The organism is Streptomyces sp. 3214.6 (assembly GCF_900129855.1).
Classification (GTDB): Bacteria; Actinomycetota; Actinomycetes; order Streptomycetales; family Streptomycetaceae; genus Streptomyces; species Streptomyces soliscabiei.
This window is the reverse complement of record NZ_LT670819.1, coordinates 6,597,322-6,615,593: the sequence shown is the minus strand read 5'-3', so window position 1 is coordinate 6,615,593 and position 18,272 is coordinate 6,597,322. Positions and strand designations below refer to the sequence as shown.

Genomic DNA, 18,272 nt, shown 5'->3' with positions numbered 1-18,272 from the left:
CGCAGCCCAAACGTAAAGTGATCCACATCACCCACCCCGCCCTTCTTCCGCAACCGCGTGCTTGATACAAATTGCCCGCGCGTTCCTGTCCGTCGACGGTCGGCGCCCAACCTCCTTTCCTGAGCCGTCCCTTTCGCATGCCCTGGAACGCCCGTGTTCGCCCCTCGCACCACCGTGCCCTGGCCCGTCGTCGCCCTTTTCACGGCCGGGTACCTCGCCCCCTACCTGCTGCCGACCGTCGTCGGCCGCCTCGACTCCGGGCTGCCGCTGTCCGCCACCGAGGCGGGCGCCGTCGGCAGTGCCCTGCTGCTGAGTTCGGCCGCCGCCGGGTTTCTGCTCGCCTCCCGCGTGGAGCGGATCGGGGCGCGGACCCTCGCCCGCATCGGACTGACCCTCGCCGTCCTCGGCTACGGCGGCGCCGCCCTCGCCGGTGACGTGCCGGCCGTCGTCGTGGGCGCGGTCCTCGGCGGCTTCGGATCCGGTACGGCCACGACGGTCGCCGCCACCCGCGTCGCCGCCCAGCCCGACCCGCACCGCGCCTCCACGCTGGGCCTGCTCGCGGTCTCCGCGCTCGCGGGCGCCGTCTATCTGACGGTGCCGCACCTCGGCGCGGGACACGGGCAGCCGCTCGCCGCGATCGCGCTCATCGCGCTGGCCGTGTGGCCGCTGACCGGACGGCTGCCCGACCGGACGGCTCCCGTCCGCACCCGCCCCGAGGACCGCCCCGGCCGCCTCCCCCACCTGCGCTCCGGCCTCGTCCTGGCCGCCGCGATGCCCTGCTGGTCGCTGGTGCAGAACTCCCTGTGGGGCGTCAGCGGACGCATCGGCCTGACGCAGGCTCACCTCTCCGAGGCCGCCGTCGGCGTCGTCTTCGCGGTGGCGCTGGGCGCCGGGCTCATGGGCGTGCTCGGCGCGAGCGCGCTCGGGACGCGGCTGGGGCGGGCGGCGCCGATCGGCGCCGGGACCGTCCTGATCGCCGGCTGTGTCGTCGCCAGCGCGTCGGCGACCGGGCCGGTGAGCTTCGCGGCCGGCGAGATCGCCTGGAACGTCTTCTACCCGATCGTGCTGTCGTATCTGATCGGGCTCGCCGCCTCGCTCGACCCGCGCGGACGCTGGGCGGTGCTCGTCGGGTCGGCGGGCTCGCTGGGGACGGCGGCCGGGCCGCTCACCGGGAGCGTGCTGTCGGCGCAGGCCGGGTTCCCGGTGATGGGGCTGGTGCTGGGCGCCGGACTGCTCGTCGTCGCCGTCCCGATGACCGCCGTGGCCCTGCACACGGGCGGACGTCCGGTGCTCGCCGGAGGGGTCCTGCGGCGGGGCGGCGGCAGCCCGGAGCAGCCGGTGGTGGAGATCGCGGTGGAGGCCCCGGCCGTGCCCGACCGGGACGCGTACGACACGGCCGGACCCCGGCCGGCGGGCGCCGCACCGGGGTCAGGAGCCTGACAGGCCAGGGCCGGTGGCCCGTAACAACCAGGACCTGTCCTAGTTGTTGCGGATGAACGTCTTGGCCAGTTGGTCGCCGAGGGTCACCGCCGCGCTGTGGCTCTCGATGGGGGACACCTTGGAGTTCTTGAAGAGGATGTAGGTGACGCCGGAGTCCGTGCCGCCGTTCTCCGGGTCGGGGTCGATGCCGAGCGCCTTGGCCGTCGCGTACGAGGCCTCGCCGATGATCTTCGTGGGGCCGGTGTCGCCGACGACCGCGTACTCCACCTTGTTCTGGTAGATCACGGCGACGACCCCGCCGCCCTTTATGCCCGCGGAGCCGTAGTTCCAGAGGGAGCTGGAGCTGGGCACGACGACGTAGGGCAGCGAGTCGGCGCGCAGCGCCTTGCCGTCCGACTGGTGGAAGGCCGTGTCGTCCTGGTACCAGGGGTCGGTGCTCTCGTTGCACTTGGCGGTGCGCTGGCCGTCGCAGTCGACGTCCATGTCGGCCTTCCAGAAGACGGCGCCGTTCTTGCCGCAGACCGGGACGGAGGCCGATGTCTCGTCGTCGGTCTTGTACTTGCCGTTGGAGATCTGCGAGCAGGACGTCACCTTGGCGAGCAGGTCGGCCGCGCTGACCGAGCCCTCCTGTGTCGAGGCGGGGCCTGCGGAGGCGGTCGCCGGGAGGGCGGCGACGAGGAGGGCGGCCGCCGCTGCCGCGGCGAGGGGCAATGTTCGAGAACGCACTGTGGGGGGACCCTTCTTCTGATAGGAAAGTTTCCTTACCAAGTGCGCTACAAGGTGGACCCGCCCCACGGGCCCCGTCAACCCCCTTGCCTTGAGGGGATATTGGCCGGAAAAGAGCCTGCGCCGATCGGTCCGGACCATTGACCGCGCCCGGTCGGGCCTGGACTCTGTTCCCCATCCATCAACCCAGTGCGTGAACCTCATACACACATATGAACAACGGTCGACTCCTGAAGGCGGGAAAGACATGAGACGTTTCCGTGCCACGCCGGCCCTGCGTCCCGTGCTCACGGCGGGAGCGCTCGCCGCGGCGGGACTGCTGACGGTCTCGGCCGCGGCCCCACCCACCGCCGCGCAGCCCCCGTCCATCACCCGTCCGGCAGCCGCCACGGACTGGTCCGTGGCCATGGTCGACTCGACCACGGCCCGCTTCACCCCGAGCACCATCGGCGGCTGGTCGTACCCCGTCGGCCTGTATCTCTACGGCCAGTACCTCACCTACCGGCGCACGCACGAGCCGCGGTATCTCTCGTACATCAGGACCTATGTGGACCGCTTCGTGCACGCCGACGGCAGCATCGACCAGAAGTTCAACAGCCTCGACAGCATGCAGGCCGGACGGCTGCTGGTGATCCTGCACCACGAGACCGGCGACGACCGCTACCGCATCGCTGCCCGCACGATCCGCGACCGGCTGGACAGCTACCCGCGCACCTCCGACGGCGGCTTCTGGCACGCCGACACCAGCAGCCGCGCCCACCAGCTCTGGTCGGACGGCGTCTACATGGTGAACCCGTTCCTCGTCGAGTACGGCAAGGAGTTCGGCGACTCCGCCTACGCCGACGACGAGGCGGCCCGGCAGCTCGCCGTCTACGGCAGCCATCTCCAGGTCTCGGGCGGTCTGCTGCGGCACGCCTACGACGAGTCGAAGACCGTCAGTTGGGCGGATCCGGCGACCGGGCTCGCCCCGGAGCACTGGTGCCGGGCCGTCGGCTGGTACTCGATGGCGATGGTGAACGTCCTCGACGCCATCCCGGCGCGGCAGGCCCGCCGTCCGCAGCTCCTGCGCATCTTCCGGCAGTTGGCCGCCGGTCTGGAGCGCTACCAGGACCCGGCGACCGGCCGCTGGTTCCAGGTGATCGACAAGGGCGGACAGAGCGACAACTGGACCGAGACCTCCTGCTCCAGCATGTTCACCTACGCCCTCTCGCGCGGCGCCCAGCAGGGATACCTCGACAAGCGCTACCAGGCCGTCGCACAGCGCGGCTACAAGGGCGTCCTCGCCCGGATCTCACTCGGCACGGACGGCCGCACCAGCCTCACCGACATCTCCATCGGCACCAACGTCGGCGACTACGCCTTCTACATCGCGCGCCCCCGGGAGACCAACGACTTCCACGGTCTCGGTTCCTTCCTGATCATGAACGAGCAGCTCAGGTCCCGGTAGTCCACAGTCCACAGCCCACGGGACCGCCCCCCACCCCCCACCACAACGAGGTGCGAACTGTCATGAGCACATCACGCAGGACCCTGCTCGGCGCGACGATCGGCGGCGCCGCGGCGGCCACCGTCGGCGGTCTGCCCGGCACCGCGCACGCCGCCTCCTGGCAGCAGAAGTGGGCGCCGTCCGCGAGCAGCGACGGCCTCGGCGCCTTCGAGACCATCGAGGACGACCGCGCCGACTCCCACCCCGCGGCCAGGCCGCACATCTTCGCCACCGGCAACAACTGGCGCTTCAACATGCACACGGTCGACCGGGACACCTCCACCGACCGCCAGCGCCAGGAGGTCACCGGGCTGCGCAACGGCGGCGGCAGCAACTACCTCAAGTGGACCTCGGGCCAGACCTGGCGGCTGACGTACTCGATGTACATCCCCAGCTCTCTGAAGGCGACCACCGCCTTCACCCACATCATGCAGATGAAGCAGCCCGGCGCCGGCAGCTCGCCGATCGTCGTGCAGTCGCTGCGCCGGGTGAACGGGGTGCAGACCATCGAGCTGAAGGTCATCGAGGGCGATGTCCTCGTCGGCCGCACCAACCTTGATCCCCTGCACGACAAATGGACCGACGTCGACTTCCAGATCAAGATCGGAAACGGCTCGTCCGGCACGGTGCGCTGGATCCTCAAGAGCGGTTCCACCACCGTCATCGACGCCTCCAAGACCGGTGTCGACACCTTCCTCGCCGACCGGGTCCGCCCGAAGTGGGGCATCTACCGCTCCCTGGGCGACACCTCCGGGTCCCTTCAGGACTGCTACCTGCTGCTCACCAATCTGCGCGGCTACCAACTCGTCTGATCGGACGGTCCCATGCAGCAGCGCACGCCATGGGTGGCGGCCGTCCTCCTGGCCTTCGCCGTCATGCTCGGCCTGAGCGATCCGCCGGCCCTCGCGGCCGAGCAACCGCCGCACCGCGCAGCCGAGTTCGACGTACGCGACTACGGCGCCAAGGGCAACGGCTCGGCCAACGACACCCCGGCCGTCGACAAGGCGATCAACGCGGCCTCGGCAGCCGGCGGCGGCACGGTCCGCTTCCCGGCCGGTGACTACAAGTCCAAGAACACCATCCACCTGAAGAGCCATGTGACGCTCCGGCTCGACAAGGGCGCCACGCTCCAGGGCTCCAGCGCCGACACCTACGACAAGGCCGAGTCCAACCCGTACGACGACTACCAGGACTACGGACACAGCCACTTCCACGACGCGATGATCTACGGCGACAGGCTGACCGACATCGGCCTCGTCGGCGAGGGCGTCATCGACGGCCTCGGCAACCTGATCACCGGCAACCCCAAGTCCGGCGAGGCCGACAAGATCATCTCCCTGACCCGTTGCGACGGACTGCGTATCGGCGACGGACTCACGCTCAGGAGGGGCGGTCACTTCGCGGCCCTCGTCAACGGCTGCGAGAACGTCACCTCGGACCGTCTCACCATCGACACCGCGAGCGACCGCGACGGCTGGAACATCATCTCCACCACCAACGTCACGGTCACGAACGCGAACATCAAGGCCAACGACGACGCCCTGGTCTTCAAGAGCGACTACGCCCTCGGCGCCAAGCTCCCCAACGGCCATGTCCGGGTGAACGACTCCTATCTCTCGGCGAAGTGCTGCAACGCGCTGATGTTCGGCTCCGAGACCTGCGGCGACTTCTCGGACTACCGGTTCGAGAACATCCGGATCGAGGGCGCAGACAAGTCCGGCCTCGGCATGGTCTCCATGGACGGCGCGAAGATCTCCGACGTCCACTACCGGAACATCACCATGACCGGCGTCCACTCGCCGATCATGCAGAAGATCGGCACCCGCAAACGCTGCGGCAACTCTCCCGGCATCGGGTCCATCAGTGACATCACGTACGACGACATCACGGCCACCGGCAGCAGCCCGTCCTTCAGCCCGACCGTGTGGGGCGAGAACGGCCACCGCATCAGCGGCGTGACCTTCAACAAGGTGAACATCACCGTGCCCGGCGGCAACGGCACCATGTCCACCGCAGTGCCGAGCAACGACCCGAACGACTACAACCCCAAGGCCATCGGCACCCGGCCGGCGTACGGCTGGTATCTGCACAACGCCGACAACGTCCGATTCACCGACAGCTCGGTGAAGTTCGCCGCCGGCGACGGGCGCCCGGCCGTCATCGCCGACGCGGCGAGCGGCATCCGGTTCACCAGGTTCACCGCGGACAAGGGCGGCGACTCGCCCTTCGACGTGGGGTTCCAGAACACCACCGGCGCCTGCCTCACGGACAGTCACACCACCTCCGGCGGCGCCCTGCGGGTCTCGGGCGGCCAGGACTGCGGCACACCGGCCAGTCCCCTCGACCTCGAGAACCCGCGTCAGGAGTTCCTGCGGGGCTCCGTCGGCGGCCTCTTCCTGCACTGGGGCGAGCGCACCGCCCCCGCCCACACCAGCTGCACCGCCTGGGAGAACGACGTCACCAGCGGCGGCTGGACCCCCGACTACTGGGTCCAGGAGGCGCAGAAGCTGCACACCCAGTACCTGGTGCTCGCCACCTTCCACAGCCGGCTCGGCTATGCCCGCCCCTGGCCCTCGAAGATCCCGGGCAGCTGCTCCACCAGGCGGGACTTCGTCGGGGAGCTGATCAAGGCGGCCAAGGCCAAGGGCCTCAAGGTCATCCTCTACATGACCGACGACCCCAAGTGGCACGCCGAGGGCGGGCACGAGTGGCTGGACTCGGCCGCGTACTCCGCCTACCAGGGCGAGAACGTCGACCTGACCACCCGTGACGGTTTCGGCCGGTTCAGCTACGACAACTTCTTCGAGGTCATGGACCGCTATCCCGACCTGGGCGGGTTCTGGATCGACAACGACAACGCGTACTGGGAGAGCCACGACCTGTACGCCCAGATCCAGCAGAAGCGGCCCGGCTACACGCTCAGCAACAACAACGAGGACACGCCGATCATGGACATGATCAGCAATGAGCAGAAGACGGGGATGTCGCCGGCGTACGACTATCCGCAGGCCGTCTACACCGCCCAACCCCGCCTGACGGAAGCCGACTTCAAACTCCCCTCGACCGGCGCCTGGTGGTACGACGGCTCGGACCCGGCCGTCGACCGGATGCTCACCCTCGGCCGGCTCGTCACCAACGCGGGTTCCTCCGTGAAGGCACTGATGGCCGAGACCGCTCAGGTCAACGGCAAGTTCCCGAGCAACCAGGCCGCCTTCAACAACTTCGCCGACTCCTATCTCGACCCCATCTGGGAGTCACTGCACGGCACCGAGGGCGGCGGCTACCTGCACGGCGGGCTGAAGCCCGGCTTCTGGAACGACGGCGCACACGGTGTGACGACCGTCAGCAGGAGCAACCCCGACCTGCAGTACGTCCATGTGCTCACCCCGCCCACCACCTCCACCCTGCGCATCCGCGACAACGGCTACCGCGTCACGTCCGTCACCAACCTCCGTACCGGTGCGGCGGTCGACTGGACGCAGTCCCAGGGAGTGCTCACCCTGAACGGACTCTCCGGCTGGGACCCGTACGACACCGTCTTCAAGGTCACCACCACCGGACGCCAGGGCATCCTGTCGGGCGTCAAGGTGAGCGCGAGCGCCTCGGCGAGCGGTCACCCGGCCGCGGCAGTCGGCGACGGCGACTACCTCACCTACTGGGACAGCGACAAGACCCTGCCCGTCAACCTCACCTTCGACCTCGGCTCGGCCAAGAAGGTCCAGTACGTCGGGCTCAACCAGCGCGAGGACTCCGTCGCCTACGCCCGTTCCGACACCGAGCAGTCGGCACGGATCAAGGACTACAAGGTGTTCCTCAGCAACGACGGGTCGACCTGGGGAAGCGCGGTCAAGACCGGGCAGGTGGCGAGCCGGCGCGGCGTCCAGGGCATCGACCTCACCGCCGCGAACGCCCGTTACGTACGCCTGGAGATCGACTCCACCTGGGCCGCGTCCACCGACTCCACCCGCTACAAGCGGCTGCGGGTCGACGAGGCCTGGATCGGTACTTCCTATGTGATCGGGGGACGCTCATGACACGAATCAGATCGCTGGTGCTCACCCTGGCGGGGATGCTGCTGGTCTCCGCGATTCCGCTGCTCGGCGGCGCGCACCCGGCCGCCGCCTCCGACAACGGCCTCTCGCTGCGCCCCGCCATGGGCTGGAGCAGCTGGAGCCTGGTACGCCGCACCCCGACCGAGGCGAAGCTCAAGGCGCAGGCCGACGCGATGGTGTCGAGCGGCCTGAAGAACCACGGCTTCGTCTACGTCAACCTCGACGACTTCTACCAGAAGTGCGACGCAGGCGGCTTCGTCGTCGACTCCTACGGCCGCTGGGCGGTCGATCCGGCCAAGTTCCCCTCGGGCATCAAGGCGCTCGCCGACTACATCCATTCCAAGGGCCTGAAGTTCGGCTTCTACGTCACCCCGGGCATCGCCAAGAACGCGGTCACCGCGAACACTCCGATCGAGGGGACGCCCTATCACGCCAAGGACATCGCGGACACGTCGAAGACCGAGAAGAACTACAACTGCAAGAACATGTACTACATCGACTACTCCAAGCCGGGCGCGCAGGAGTTCGTGAACTCGTGGGCCCGGCAGTACGCCTCCTGGGGTGTCGACTACCTGAAGATCGACGGTGTGGGCAGCCAGGACGTCCCCGACGTCGAGGCCTGGGACAAGGCGCTGCGGGCCAGCGGACGGCCCATCAACTTCGCGCTCTCCAACAACCTGCCGATCGCCCAGGGCGGCACCTGGCGGCAACTGGCGAACAGCTGGCGCACCCAGGGTGACGTCGAGTGCTACTGCGGCCCGGGGGACAACGGCAGCGGCTACCCCCTCACCGACTGGTCGCACGTCTCCTCCCGCTTCGACTCGGCCGCCTCCTGGCAGCAGTACGCCGGTCCCGGCGGCTGGAACGACCTCGACTCGCTGGAGATCGGCAACGGCGACCAGGTGGGACTCACCGCCGACCAGCGCCGCTCGCACTTCACCCTGTGGGCCATGGCGGGGGCTCCGCTGCTGCTGGGCACCGATCTGACGAACATCGACCCGGTCGACAAGGCGATGCTCACCAACGACCGGCTGATCGGCGTCGACCAGGACGGGGTCGCGGCGAAACGCCTCGTGAAGAGCGGGGTGAAGCAGGTCTGGAGCAAGCGGGAGAGCAACGGCGACTACGTCGTCGCCCTCTTCAACACGGGTACGGCCGGGAACTCGACGGTCAGTGTGAACTGGTCGCAGGTCGGCTTCACCGGCTCCGGCGATGTGACGGATCTCTGGTCGGGCTCGCACAAGGGCGAGATCGCCAACTCGTACAGTGCGACGCTGCGCCCCGGGGAGACCCGGCTGATCCGGGTGAAGCCCGTAGCCGACGCCGCGCTGCAGGCCTCTCCCGGTATGGCGGTGGCCCCCTACGAGTATCTCGGCTGGGGCAGCCCGCAGAACCCCACGGCGGTCATGTCGGCGACCGGCGTCAAGTGGTTCACGCTCGCCTTCATCCTGTCCGACGGCGGCTGCAACCCGAAGTGGGACGGTTCTCGCCCGCTGACCGGCGGCAACGACCAGTCGAAGATCAACGCCATCAGGGCGGCCGGCGGTGATGTGATGGTCTCCGTCGGCGGCTGGAGCGGCGCCAAACTCGGCGAGAAGTGCTCCAGCGCCGCCGCGCTGGCCGGCGCCTACCAGAAGGTGATCGACGCCTACGGACTCAAAGCCATCGACATCGACATCGAGAACACCGAGTGGTCCAACGCCACGGTCCGCCAGCGGGTCGTCGACGCGCTGAAGACCGTGAAGGCGAACAACACCGGGCTGAAGACCGTCATCACCTTCGGCACCACCACCAGCGGCCCGGACTCCACCGGCGTCGACATGATCAAGCGTGCCGCCAATTCAGGGCTCGCCAACGACGTCTGGTGCATCATGCCGTTCGACTTCGGCGGCGGCACCACCACCATGGGCACCCTCACCACCCAGGCCATGGAGGGCCTCAAGGCCCGCGTCAAGTCGGCCTACGGCTACAGCGACGCCACGGCCTACGCCCACATCGGCCTGTCGTCGATGAACGGCAAGACCGACGACTCCGGCGAGCTGGTCCGCGTCGCGGACTTCAAGACCATGCTCGCCTACGCCCAGCAGCACCACATCGGGCGCCTCACCTACTGGTCCGTCAACCGCGACCGGGCCTGCGGTTCCGGCTCCGCCGGGGACGCATGCAGCGGCGTGACACAGCAGCCGTACGACTACCTCAAGGTCTTCGCCCGGTACACGGGCTGAGAGGGCGAACATGAAACCCGGAAGAATCCCCCTGCTGGGCACGGCCCTGGCCCTCGCGGTCCCGCTGCTCGGTCTGAGCGCGGCGACCGCGCGGGCGGCCACGGACTACCAGGCCGAGAACGCCGTCATCTCCCAGGGCACGGTGGCCACCAACCACACCGGCTACACGGGCACCGGCTTCGTCGACTACACCAACATCACGGGCTCGTACGTGGAGTTCACGGTGAGCGCGGCGGCGGCCGGCACCTCCTCGCTGACGCTCCGCTACGCCAACGGCACGGCCGTCGACCGGCCCATGGACATCTCCGTGGGCGGCACGGTCGTAGCCTCCGGCGTGTCCTTCCCGGCCACCGCCGACTGGAACACCTGGGCGAGCAAGAGCCTCGACATCCCCCTGGCCGCCGGCACCAACAAGATCCGCGCCACCGCCACCACGGACAACGGCGGCCCCAACCTCGACCGGATCAGCACCGGCGCCGCGGCCGACACCCAGGCGCCGAGCCGCCCCGGCCAACCCGGCTGCTCCGCGATCACCGAGAACGCCCTCACCCTCACCTGGGGCGCCGCCACCGACAACGTGGGCGTGACGGCGTACGACCTCTACGAGCACGGCAACAAGCTCGGCGAGGCGGCGGGCAGCGTCACCTCCAAGGCGCTCACCGGGCTGAGCCCGGACACCACCTACGACCTCACCGTCATCGCCCGCGACGCCGCAGGCAACGCCTCGCCCGCCAGCCCCGTCGTGGACTGCACCACCGCGAAGAGCACCGACACCAGCGCGCCCAGCAAACCCGGCACGCTCAAGGCCACCGAGGTGACCGCGAACAGCGCCGCGCTGAGCTGGGGCGCCTCGACGGACGACCGGGCGGTGACCGCGTACGACATCCGCAGCGGTGACACCGTGTACAAAAGTGTCACGGGTACGTCCACGACACTGACCGGGCTCGCCTGCGACAGCCCGTACTCACTGAACGTGGTGGCGCGGGACGCGGCCGGCAATGTGTCGGAGGCGAGCAACACCGTCGGCTTCACCACCAAGGCCTGCACGACGGACGGCGGGGTGCCCTCGTCGATCGCCACGGTCTCCACCGGCTGGACCATCCCCTGGGGCACCTACTGGATGCCCGACGGCCAGAGCGCCCTGGTCACCGAGCGGGACGACTTCCGGGTCTGGAAGGTGACCAAGGACGGCACGAAGACCCAGGTCGGCACCGTGCCCAACGCCGTCACCACCAACGGCGAGGGCGGACTGATGGGCGTCGCCGTCGACCCCAAGTGGGAGACCAACCACTACGTGTACTTCATGCACACGGCGGACGAGGGCAACCGGGTCGTTCGTATGACGTACAACGGCAGCTCACTGACCGGCTACACCGTCCTGCTCCAGGGCATCAAGAAGAACCGCTACCACAACGGCGGACGGCTGGCGTTCGGCCCTGACGGCTATCTGTACGTCTCCACCGGCGAGGCCCAGACACCCGATCTCGCCCAGGACAAGAACTCCCTCAACGGCAAGATCCTGCGCATGACGACCGACGGGAAGCCGGCCCCCGGCAACCCCTTCGGCAACTACGTCTACAGCCTCGGCCACCGCAACCCGCAGGGCCTCGCCTTCGACCGCAACGGGCGGCTGTGGGAGGCCGAGTTCGGCAACAGCTCCAAGGACGAGCTGAACCTGATCAAGCCGGGCGCCAACTACGGCTGGCCGACCTGCGAGGGCGCCTGTGACGTCGCCGGCATGACCAACCCGAAGAAGACCTGGAACGTCTCCGAGGCCTCGCCGAGCGGGATCGCCATCGTCCGCAACGTCGTCTACATGGCGTCGCTGCGCGGCGAGCGGCTGTGGCGGATCCCGATCAACGGCGACTCGGAGAACGTCGGCACGGCGACCGCGTACTACGTGGGCACCTACGGGCGGCTGCGAACCGTCACCAAGGTGCCGGGAGCCGACCAGCTCTGGCTGTCGACGACCAACTGCGACAACAACGGAGGAGCGGCGGACGGCTCGGACAAGATCTTCCGCCTCGGCATCGAATAGAAGACCGAACAGAAGCCGGATCGCTTGAAGACGTCCTAGAAGACGTACGCGTCGACCTCGGCGAGACACCGGGCCCGCCGCTCCTCGTCGTCCTCCAGGAAGGAGGCGACGAAGGAGTTGCGGGCCAGCTCGCGCAGCCGTTCCTCGCTCAGGCCGAGGGTGGTGCGTACGGCGTCGAAGTTGTCGCCGGCGTAGCCGCCGAAGTAGGCGGGGTCGTCGGAGTTGACCGTGCAGACCAGGCCCGCGTCGAGCATCGCGGGCAGCGGATGGTCGGCGAGGGCGTCGACGGCGCGCAGCCGTACGTTGGACAGCGGGCACAGCGTCAGCGGGATCCGCTCCCGCACCAGCCGCTCGACGAGGGCCGGGTCCTCCATACAGCGCAGCCCGTGGTCGACGCGCTCTACGCCGAGGACGTCGAGGGCCTCGGTGATGTACTCCGGCGGCCCCTCCTCACCGGCGTGCGCGACGCGCCGCAGCCCGAGTGCGGCGGCGGCCTCGTACACCTCGCGGAACTTCACCGGCGGATGCCCGACCTCGGCGGAGTCCAGCCCGATGCCGACGATCCGGTCGAGGTATGGCTTGGCCGCGTCCAGCGTCGCGAGGGCCGACTCGGCGGACTCGTCGCGCAGGAAGCAGAGGATGAGCCGGGTGGAGACGCCGTGGTCGGCCTCGCTGCTCCCGAGGGCCCGCCACAGGCCCTCCACCACCGTGCCCATGTCGATACCGCGCGCGAGGTGGGCCTGCGGGTCGAAGAAGATCTCCGCGTGCCGCACGCCCTGCGCGGCGGCGCGGGCGAGGTAGGCGTTCGCGAGGTCCTCGAAGTCCCGCTCGGTGCGCAGGACCGCCATCAGCTCGTAGTACAGGTTCAGGAAGGACTGCAGATCCTCGAACCGGTACTTCTCGCGGAGCTCCTCGGTGTCGGCGTACGGCAGCGCGACGCCGTTGCGGGCTGCCAGCTCGAACGCCAGCTCCGGCTCCAAGGTGCCTTCGATGTGCAGGTGCAGTTCAGCTTTGGGGAGAGGCATCAAAGCATCGTACGGCCGATTCATCTCCGTTTCGGGACCGGCACCCTCAGGAGGTCGTGGGCCACGGTCAGCTCGCCCTCGAATCCGGCGGCCCGCGCCTGCCGCTCGAACTCCTCCGGCTCGGAGTAGCGCTGGCTGAAGTGGGTGAGGACGAGGTGGCGGACTCCGGCGTCCCGGGCGGCGCGGGCGGCCTGGCCGGCGGTCAGATGCCCGTGGTCGACGGCGAGCGGCTCGTCCTCGTCGAGGAAGGTCGACTCGATGACGAGCAGATCGGCACCCTCGGCGAGGGCGTGCACCCCGTCGCACAGCCGGGTGTCCATGACGAACGCGAACCGCTGTCCGCGGCGGCGCTCGCTGACGTCGTCGAGAAAGACGCCTGCGATGGATCCCTCCCGCTGGATCCGGCCGACGTCGGGGCCCTTGATGCCGTGCGCGGCGAGGCGGTCGGGCAGCATGCGGCGGCCGTCGGGTTCGACGAGCCGGTAGCCGTAGGACTCGACGGGGTGGGAGAGCTTGACGGCTTCGAGGGTGTAGGAGGCGGTGGCGGCGAGGGGGCCGTCCGCGTCGACCGGGGCCTCGGTGACGCCGACGGTCTCGCGGTAGGCGGTGGAGTAGCGCAGCCGGTCGAAGAAGCGCTGCCCGGAGCGCGGGAAGTGCGCGGTGACCGGGTGCGGGACCTGGTCCAGGTTGATGCGCTGGATGACGCCGGCGAGACCGAGGGAGTGGTCGCCGTGGAAGTGCGTGACGCAGATCCGGTTGAGGTCGTGCGCGGCCACGCCGGCGCGCAGCAGCTGCCGCTGGGTGCCCTCGCCCGGGTCGAAGAGGATGCCCTCGCCGTCCCAGCGCAGGAGGTAGCCGTTGTGGTTGCGGTGCCGGGTCGGGACCTGGCTGGCGGTCCCGAGGACCACGAGTTCGCGTACGGACACGGCGACTTACCCGGGGGGCCAGTGCAGGCCACGGCCGCCGAGGACGTGCGCGTGGGCGTGGAACACGGTCTGGCCGGCGCCGGCGCCGGTGTTGAAGACGATGCGGTAGCTCTCCAGTTTGTCCTCGTCGGCGACGGTCTGCGCCTCGCGCAGCATGTCCGCGGCGATCGTGGGTTCGGCGGCGGCGAGTTCGGCGGCGTTCGCGTAGTGCACGCGGGGGATGACCAGGACGTGGGTGGGCGCCTGGGGGTTGATGTCCCGGAAGGCGATGGTCGTCTCCGTCTCACGCACGATCGTCGCCGGAATGTGCCCTTCGACGATCTTGCAGAACAGGCAGTCGTCCTGCGGCTCCCCTGCCATGCGGGTCTCCTTTTGGCCGGTGATCTCTTGCCGGGGCATCGTATCCGGGGGCTGCTGTCCCGGGTTTGCTCACGTTTCCCGCAAGCGAGTCGGGGGCGGGGTTCAGGGGCAGGGGAGCAGGGGCGGCGCCCTCTGAGGGTCAGGGCAGCGGGGGCGGCGGCGTCTTGGCGGGGGTCGTCTCCAGGGCCGTCAACGCCAACCGCACCGCTTCGTCCAGTTGGACATCACGGCCCGCGCCGTAGTCCTGGGGGCGGCAGACGACCTCGACGTCGGGGTCGACGCCGTGGTTCTCCACGCCCCACTCGTAACCCTCCAACCAGGTCGCGTACTTGGGCTGGGTGACGAGCGTCCCGTCGACGAGGTGGTACCGGCTGTCGATGCCGATCGTCCCGCCCCAGGTGCGGGTGCCCACCACCGGCCCGATCCCGAGCGCCTTGATCGCCGCGTTGACGATGTCCCCGTCGGAGCCGGAGAACTCGTTGGCGACGGCGACGACGGGCCCGCGGGGCGCGTCCTCCGGGTAGCTGGACGCCCGCATGCCGCGCGGCACGTCCCAGCCGACGATGCGCCGGGCGAGCTTCTCGACGACCAGCTGGGAGGTGTGCCCGCCCCGGTTCTCCCGGACGTCCACGATCAGCCCCTCCCGCGCGACCTCGACCCGCAGATCACGGTGGATCTGGGCCCAGCCGGGCGCCTGCATGTCAGGCACGTGGAGATACCCGAGCCGTCCGCCGGAGGCCTCGTGCACATACGCCCGCCGGTCCGCGACCCACGCGTGGTAGCGCAGCGCCTCCTCGTCGGCGACGGGGACGACGACCGCGTGTCGCGGCTCTCCCCCGCCGGACGGCGAGATCGTCAGCTCGACGACCTTGCCCGCCGTGCCGACGAGCAGCGGTGCGGGCCCGGTCACCGGGTCCACGGGATGCCCGCCGACGGCGACGATCGCGTCCCCCGCCCGCACCGCGACGCCCGGCGCGGCGAGCGGCGAGCGGGCGTCGGGGTCGGAGGTCTCCGAGGGCAGGACGCGGTCGATGCGCCAACTTCCGTCCTCGTGACGGGAGATGTCCGCCCCGAGCAGGCCCTGCCGGGCGCCGCCGCCCCCGCGGCCGCCGCGCGGCATGACGTAGGCGTGCGAGGTGCCGAGTTCGCCGTGCACCTCCCACAGCAGGTCGACGAGGTCGTCGTGGGTCGCGACGCGCTCCAGCACCGGCCGGTAGCGGTCGAGGACGCCGTCCCAGTCGACGCCGCCGAGGTCCGCCCGCCAGAAGTTGTCCCGCATGATCCGGCCGGTCTCGTCGTACATCTGCCGCCACTCGGCGGTCGGGTCGACGGTGCGGCGGATCCGGCCGAGGTCGACGGTGATGTTGCTGTCGCTGTCCTCGTCGCCGGAGGCGCGCCGGTCGCTGGGGACGACCTTGAGCTTGCCGTCGGTCCACAGCAGCAGCCGCTTGCCGTCGCCGCTGACCTCGAAGCCGTCGGCGTCGGCGGCGAGGTGCTCGATGCGCTGCTGGGCGAGGTCGTAGCGCTCCAGCTCGGTGTCGGGATCGGGGTCGTCGGGGGTGGCACGCGAGGCGCCGAGGACACCGCGCACGGGGTAGCGCAGCCACAGCACGCCGTCCTTCGCCGCGGCCAGGCCGGCGTAGAGACCGGCCTCGACCGGGAAGGGCACGATCCGGTCGGCGAGGCCTTCGAGGTCGATACGGGTGGTCGGGGCGCCCTCGCTGTCGGGCGTCTCGTCCTTGTCGGGGGCCTCGAAGGGGCGGCCGTGGCGCTGCGGCCCGAACGGGGACGGGGTCGTCGCCGCGAGGGTGATGAGGTGCGGGCGGGCGCCGGCCACGAAGGACAGGTCGAAGGCGTGCTGGTCGTAGACCGGGTCGAAGGCGCGCGTGGAGAGGAACGCGAGGTGCTTGCCGTCGAGGGTGAAGACGGGCGCGTAGTCCCTGAAGCGCAGCGGGGTCGCCTCGGTGACCGACAGGTCCGTGACATTGGCGAGCTTGATCTGGGAGAGCGGGCGCGGGCCCGGGTGCGACCAGGCCAGCCAGGCCGAGTCCGGCGAGAAGGACAGGTCGCCCACCTCGCCGTCGGGGCTGCTGTCGACTTCGCGGACCTCGCCGGTCTCCCGCTCGACGAGCAGCAGCCGCCCGTCGTGGACGGCGACGGCGGCCCGGCTGCCGTCGGGCGCCATGGCGAGTTCGAGGACCCGGCCGAGCTGTCCGGCGGCGAGCCGGCGCGGGGTGGCGCCGGGGGCCGTGCCGGTGGCCGGGGCGAACTCCAGCGCGTCCTCGCCCTCGGCGTCCGTCACCCACACCACCCACTCCTCGCCCTCCGTGCGGAAGGTGCGGGGCAGGCGGGCCCGTACGCCGGGTTCGGCGGCGAGCGCGCGGGCGGGTCCGGAACGGTGGGTGATCCAGTGGACGGCCCCGCGGATCTCCACGGCGCTGCCGCGCGCGGTGTGGTCGGGCGCGGCCCCGCCCAGCCAGCGGGCGGCGGTCACCTGGTAGGGGCGGCGGTCGGTGCGCTGGCCGCCGAGGCGGATGTCGAGCCGGCGCGGTTCGGCGCCGTCCAGGTCGTCCAGCAGCCACAGCTCACCGGCGGACATGTACACGATCCGCGTGCCGTCGCCGGCGGCCTGCCGGGCGTAGAAGCCTTCGAGGGGGGTGTGCCGGCGCAGATCGGAGCCGTCGGCGAGGGAGGAGTACAGGGCTCCCGTGCCCTCGTGGTCGGACAGGAACGCGAGCCTCCCCCACTCTCGGCTTCGCTCGAGCGGGGGGACCCCCATCCCCGCCCACACCGGGTACTCGATGTTGCCGTCCAGCTCCTCGTGCAGCCGGACGAACTCGCCCTGGCCCTCCCGGTCGATCCACAGCTTGCCGGCCGTGCCGCCCCGGTAGCGCTTCCAGTGGGCGGCCTCGCGGCCCATCGGCGCGGACAGCAGCACGGTGTGCGGACCGTGGGCGACCGCGCCGACGGGCCCGTACGGCAGGGTGGTCGCGGGTCCGCCGTCGACGGGGACGGCACGGGCCCAGCTGCGGCGCAGGGTCGCCTGGTCGTGGGTGCTGACGGCGAGGACCTGGCCGTCGGGGGTCCAGCCGCGCACCCGGGTCTGCCAACTCCCCCAGTACGTCAGGCGGGTGGACGGTCCCCCGTCGACCGGCGCGATGTGCACCTCGGGGGCGCCGTCGCGGGTGGAGGTCCAGGCGACGGTGGTGCCGTCGGGCGAGATACGGGGCATGGAGACCGGCATGTTGTCGGCGCTGACCCGCCAGGCGCGACCCCCGTCGAGGGGGGCCAGCCAGACGTCGTCCTCGGCGGCGAAGGCCACCAACTCGCCGTGCAGGTGCGGGAATCGGAAGTATGCGGCAGGCGTCGCGGACTGTGTCACCAGATCACTGTATTCAGCTACGGCATCGCAGGTCAGGGGTTTCGATCACTTCCCCGCCCCGCCGCCGCCGTCCACGGTCTCGGTGACGGTCACCGTGACCGTGACGGTCGGTCGGCCGCCGGGCTGCGCGGAACCGGACGGCTTGACCGGCGACGGCGTCGCCGACCTGCAGTCGCCGAGGCCGCTCACCCGGAACAGCTGCTTCTTGCCCACGACGGCGGTCACATCCCCGCGCACGCACGCACCGTCGACCGCCCGCGTGATCTTCCCGGTGACGGTGATGTCCTTCCCGTCACCGGTCTGTCCCCTGCAGTCGACGGAGGCGACCGACTCCGCCTTCGCCCGGTCCTCGTACTGAGCCGTGCAGGTCAGCCAGCGCACCTTCACGTCCCGCCGCTCGATCTCCGCCGTCGCGGCCTGGTCGGTGGTGTACGCCACGGACATGGCGCTCAGCCCGCCCGGCTCGCACGCCACGGCGGCGCCGGCCACGACGACCACGACCGTGAGTAGCCAAATCCGCCTCAAAGCCCCCATGGAGGGCAGCGTGCCACTCGGGCAGGGGCCGCGGAAGACCTCATACAGCCGTTCTACGCCGACCTCAGCACCAGTGCG

Annotated in this window: 12 protein-coding genes; 6 read left to right on the top strand and 6 right to left on the bottom strand. The window is 70.2% G+C overall.

The genetic code is table 11. The features are described 5' to 3' along the window. Positions 1 to 153: 153 nt before the first annotated feature. Complete coding sequence (locus tag B5557_RS29855; RefSeq protein ID WP_079662358.1) at positions 154 to 1,440, top strand: MFS transporter; 1,287 nt, start codon at positions 154 to 156, stop codon at positions 1,438 to 1,440. Positions 1,441 to 1,479: 39 nt separating this feature from the next. Here the strand turns inward: B5557_RS29855 and B5557_RS29850 are convergent, their stop codons facing one another. After that, positions 1,480 to 2,166 (bottom strand): glycoside hydrolase family 75 protein, encoded by a 687-nt coding sequence (locus tag B5557_RS29850; protein ID WP_079662357.1) that lies wholly within the window; start codon positions 2,164 to 2,166, stop codon positions 1,480 to 1,482. Between the two features lie 247 nt (positions 2,167 to 2,413). Here B5557_RS29850 and B5557_RS29845 point away from each other — a divergent pair, with 247 nt between their 5' ends. The 5 genes from B5557_RS29845 to B5557_RS29825 all read left to right on the top strand — a co-directional run bounded on the left by B5557_RS29845 (position 2,414) and on the right by B5557_RS29825 (position 11,967). Continuing rightward, on the top strand, positions 2,414 to 3,613 hold the full coding sequence (locus B5557_RS29845; RefSeq protein WP_079662356.1) for a glycoside hydrolase family 88/105 protein: 1,200 nt from the start codon (positions 2,414 to 2,416) through the stop codon (positions 3,611 to 3,613). Between the two features lie 62 nt (positions 3,614 to 3,675). Further along, the gene (locus B5557_RS29840; RefSeq protein WP_079662355.1) at positions 3,676 to 4,464 is read left to right on the top strand and encodes a Tat pathway signal sequence domain protein; all 789 of its coding nucleotides are present in this window, start codon (positions 3,676 to 3,678) and stop codon (positions 4,462 to 4,464) included. 12 nt (positions 4,465 to 4,476) lie between these two features. Next, positions 4,477 to 7,686, top strand: coding sequence for a glycosyl hydrolase family 28 protein (locus B5557_RS29835; protein ID WP_079662354.1), 3,210 nt, complete (start codon positions 4,477 to 4,479; stop codon positions 7,684 to 7,686). Further along, positions 7,683 to 9,929: an alpha-galactosidase gene (locus B5557_RS29830; RefSeq protein ID WP_079662353.1), complete on the top strand. Its 2,247-nt coding sequence runs from the start codon at positions 7,683 to 7,685 to the stop codon at positions 9,927 to 9,929. The genes B5557_RS29835 and B5557_RS29830 overlap by 4 nt, the downstream gene beginning before the upstream one ends. Positions 9,930 to 9,939: 10 nt before the next feature. Beyond that, positions 9,940 to 11,967: a PQQ-dependent sugar dehydrogenase gene (locus B5557_RS29825; RefSeq protein WP_079662352.1), complete on the top strand. Its 2,028-nt coding sequence runs from the start codon at positions 9,940 to 9,942 to the stop codon at positions 11,965 to 11,967. 35 nt (positions 11,968 to 12,002) lie between these two features. Here the strand turns inward: B5557_RS29825 and B5557_RS29820 are convergent, their stop codons facing one another. The 5 genes from B5557_RS29820 to B5557_RS29800 all read right to left on the bottom strand — a co-directional run bounded on the left by B5557_RS29820 (position 12,003) and on the right by B5557_RS29800 (position 18,194). Beyond that, positions 12,003 to 12,992 carry an adenosine deaminase gene (locus tag B5557_RS29820; protein WP_079662351.1) on the bottom strand — a complete coding sequence of 330 codons (990 nt, stop codon included), beginning with the start codon at positions 12,990 to 12,992 and terminating at the stop codon, positions 12,003 to 12,005. Between the two features lie 20 nt (positions 12,993 to 13,012). Continuing rightward, the gene (locus B5557_RS29815; protein ID WP_079662350.1) at positions 13,013 to 13,918 is read right to left on the bottom strand and encodes a ribonuclease Z; all 906 of its coding nucleotides are present in this window, start codon (positions 13,916 to 13,918) and stop codon (positions 13,013 to 13,015) included. Positions 13,919 to 13,924: 6 nt separating this feature from the next. After that, on the bottom strand, positions 13,925 to 14,278 hold the full coding sequence (locus tag B5557_RS29810) for a histidine triad nucleotide-binding protein (protein ID WP_079662349.1): 354 nt from the start codon (positions 14,276 to 14,278) through the stop codon (positions 13,925 to 13,927). 139 nt (positions 14,279 to 14,417) lie between these two features. Further along, positions 14,418 to 17,660, bottom strand: a complete 3,243-nt coding sequence (locus B5557_RS29805) for a S41 family peptidase (RefSeq protein ID WP_079662348.1) — start codon at positions 17,658 to 17,660, stop codon at positions 14,418 to 14,420. A gap of 45 nt (positions 17,661 to 17,705) precedes the next feature. Further along, entirely contained in the window at positions 17,706 to 18,194 is a 489-nt protein-coding gene (locus B5557_RS29800) for a hypothetical protein (protein WP_079662347.1), read from the bottom strand. Between the last annotated feature and the right edge of the window lie 78 nt (positions 18,195 to 18,272).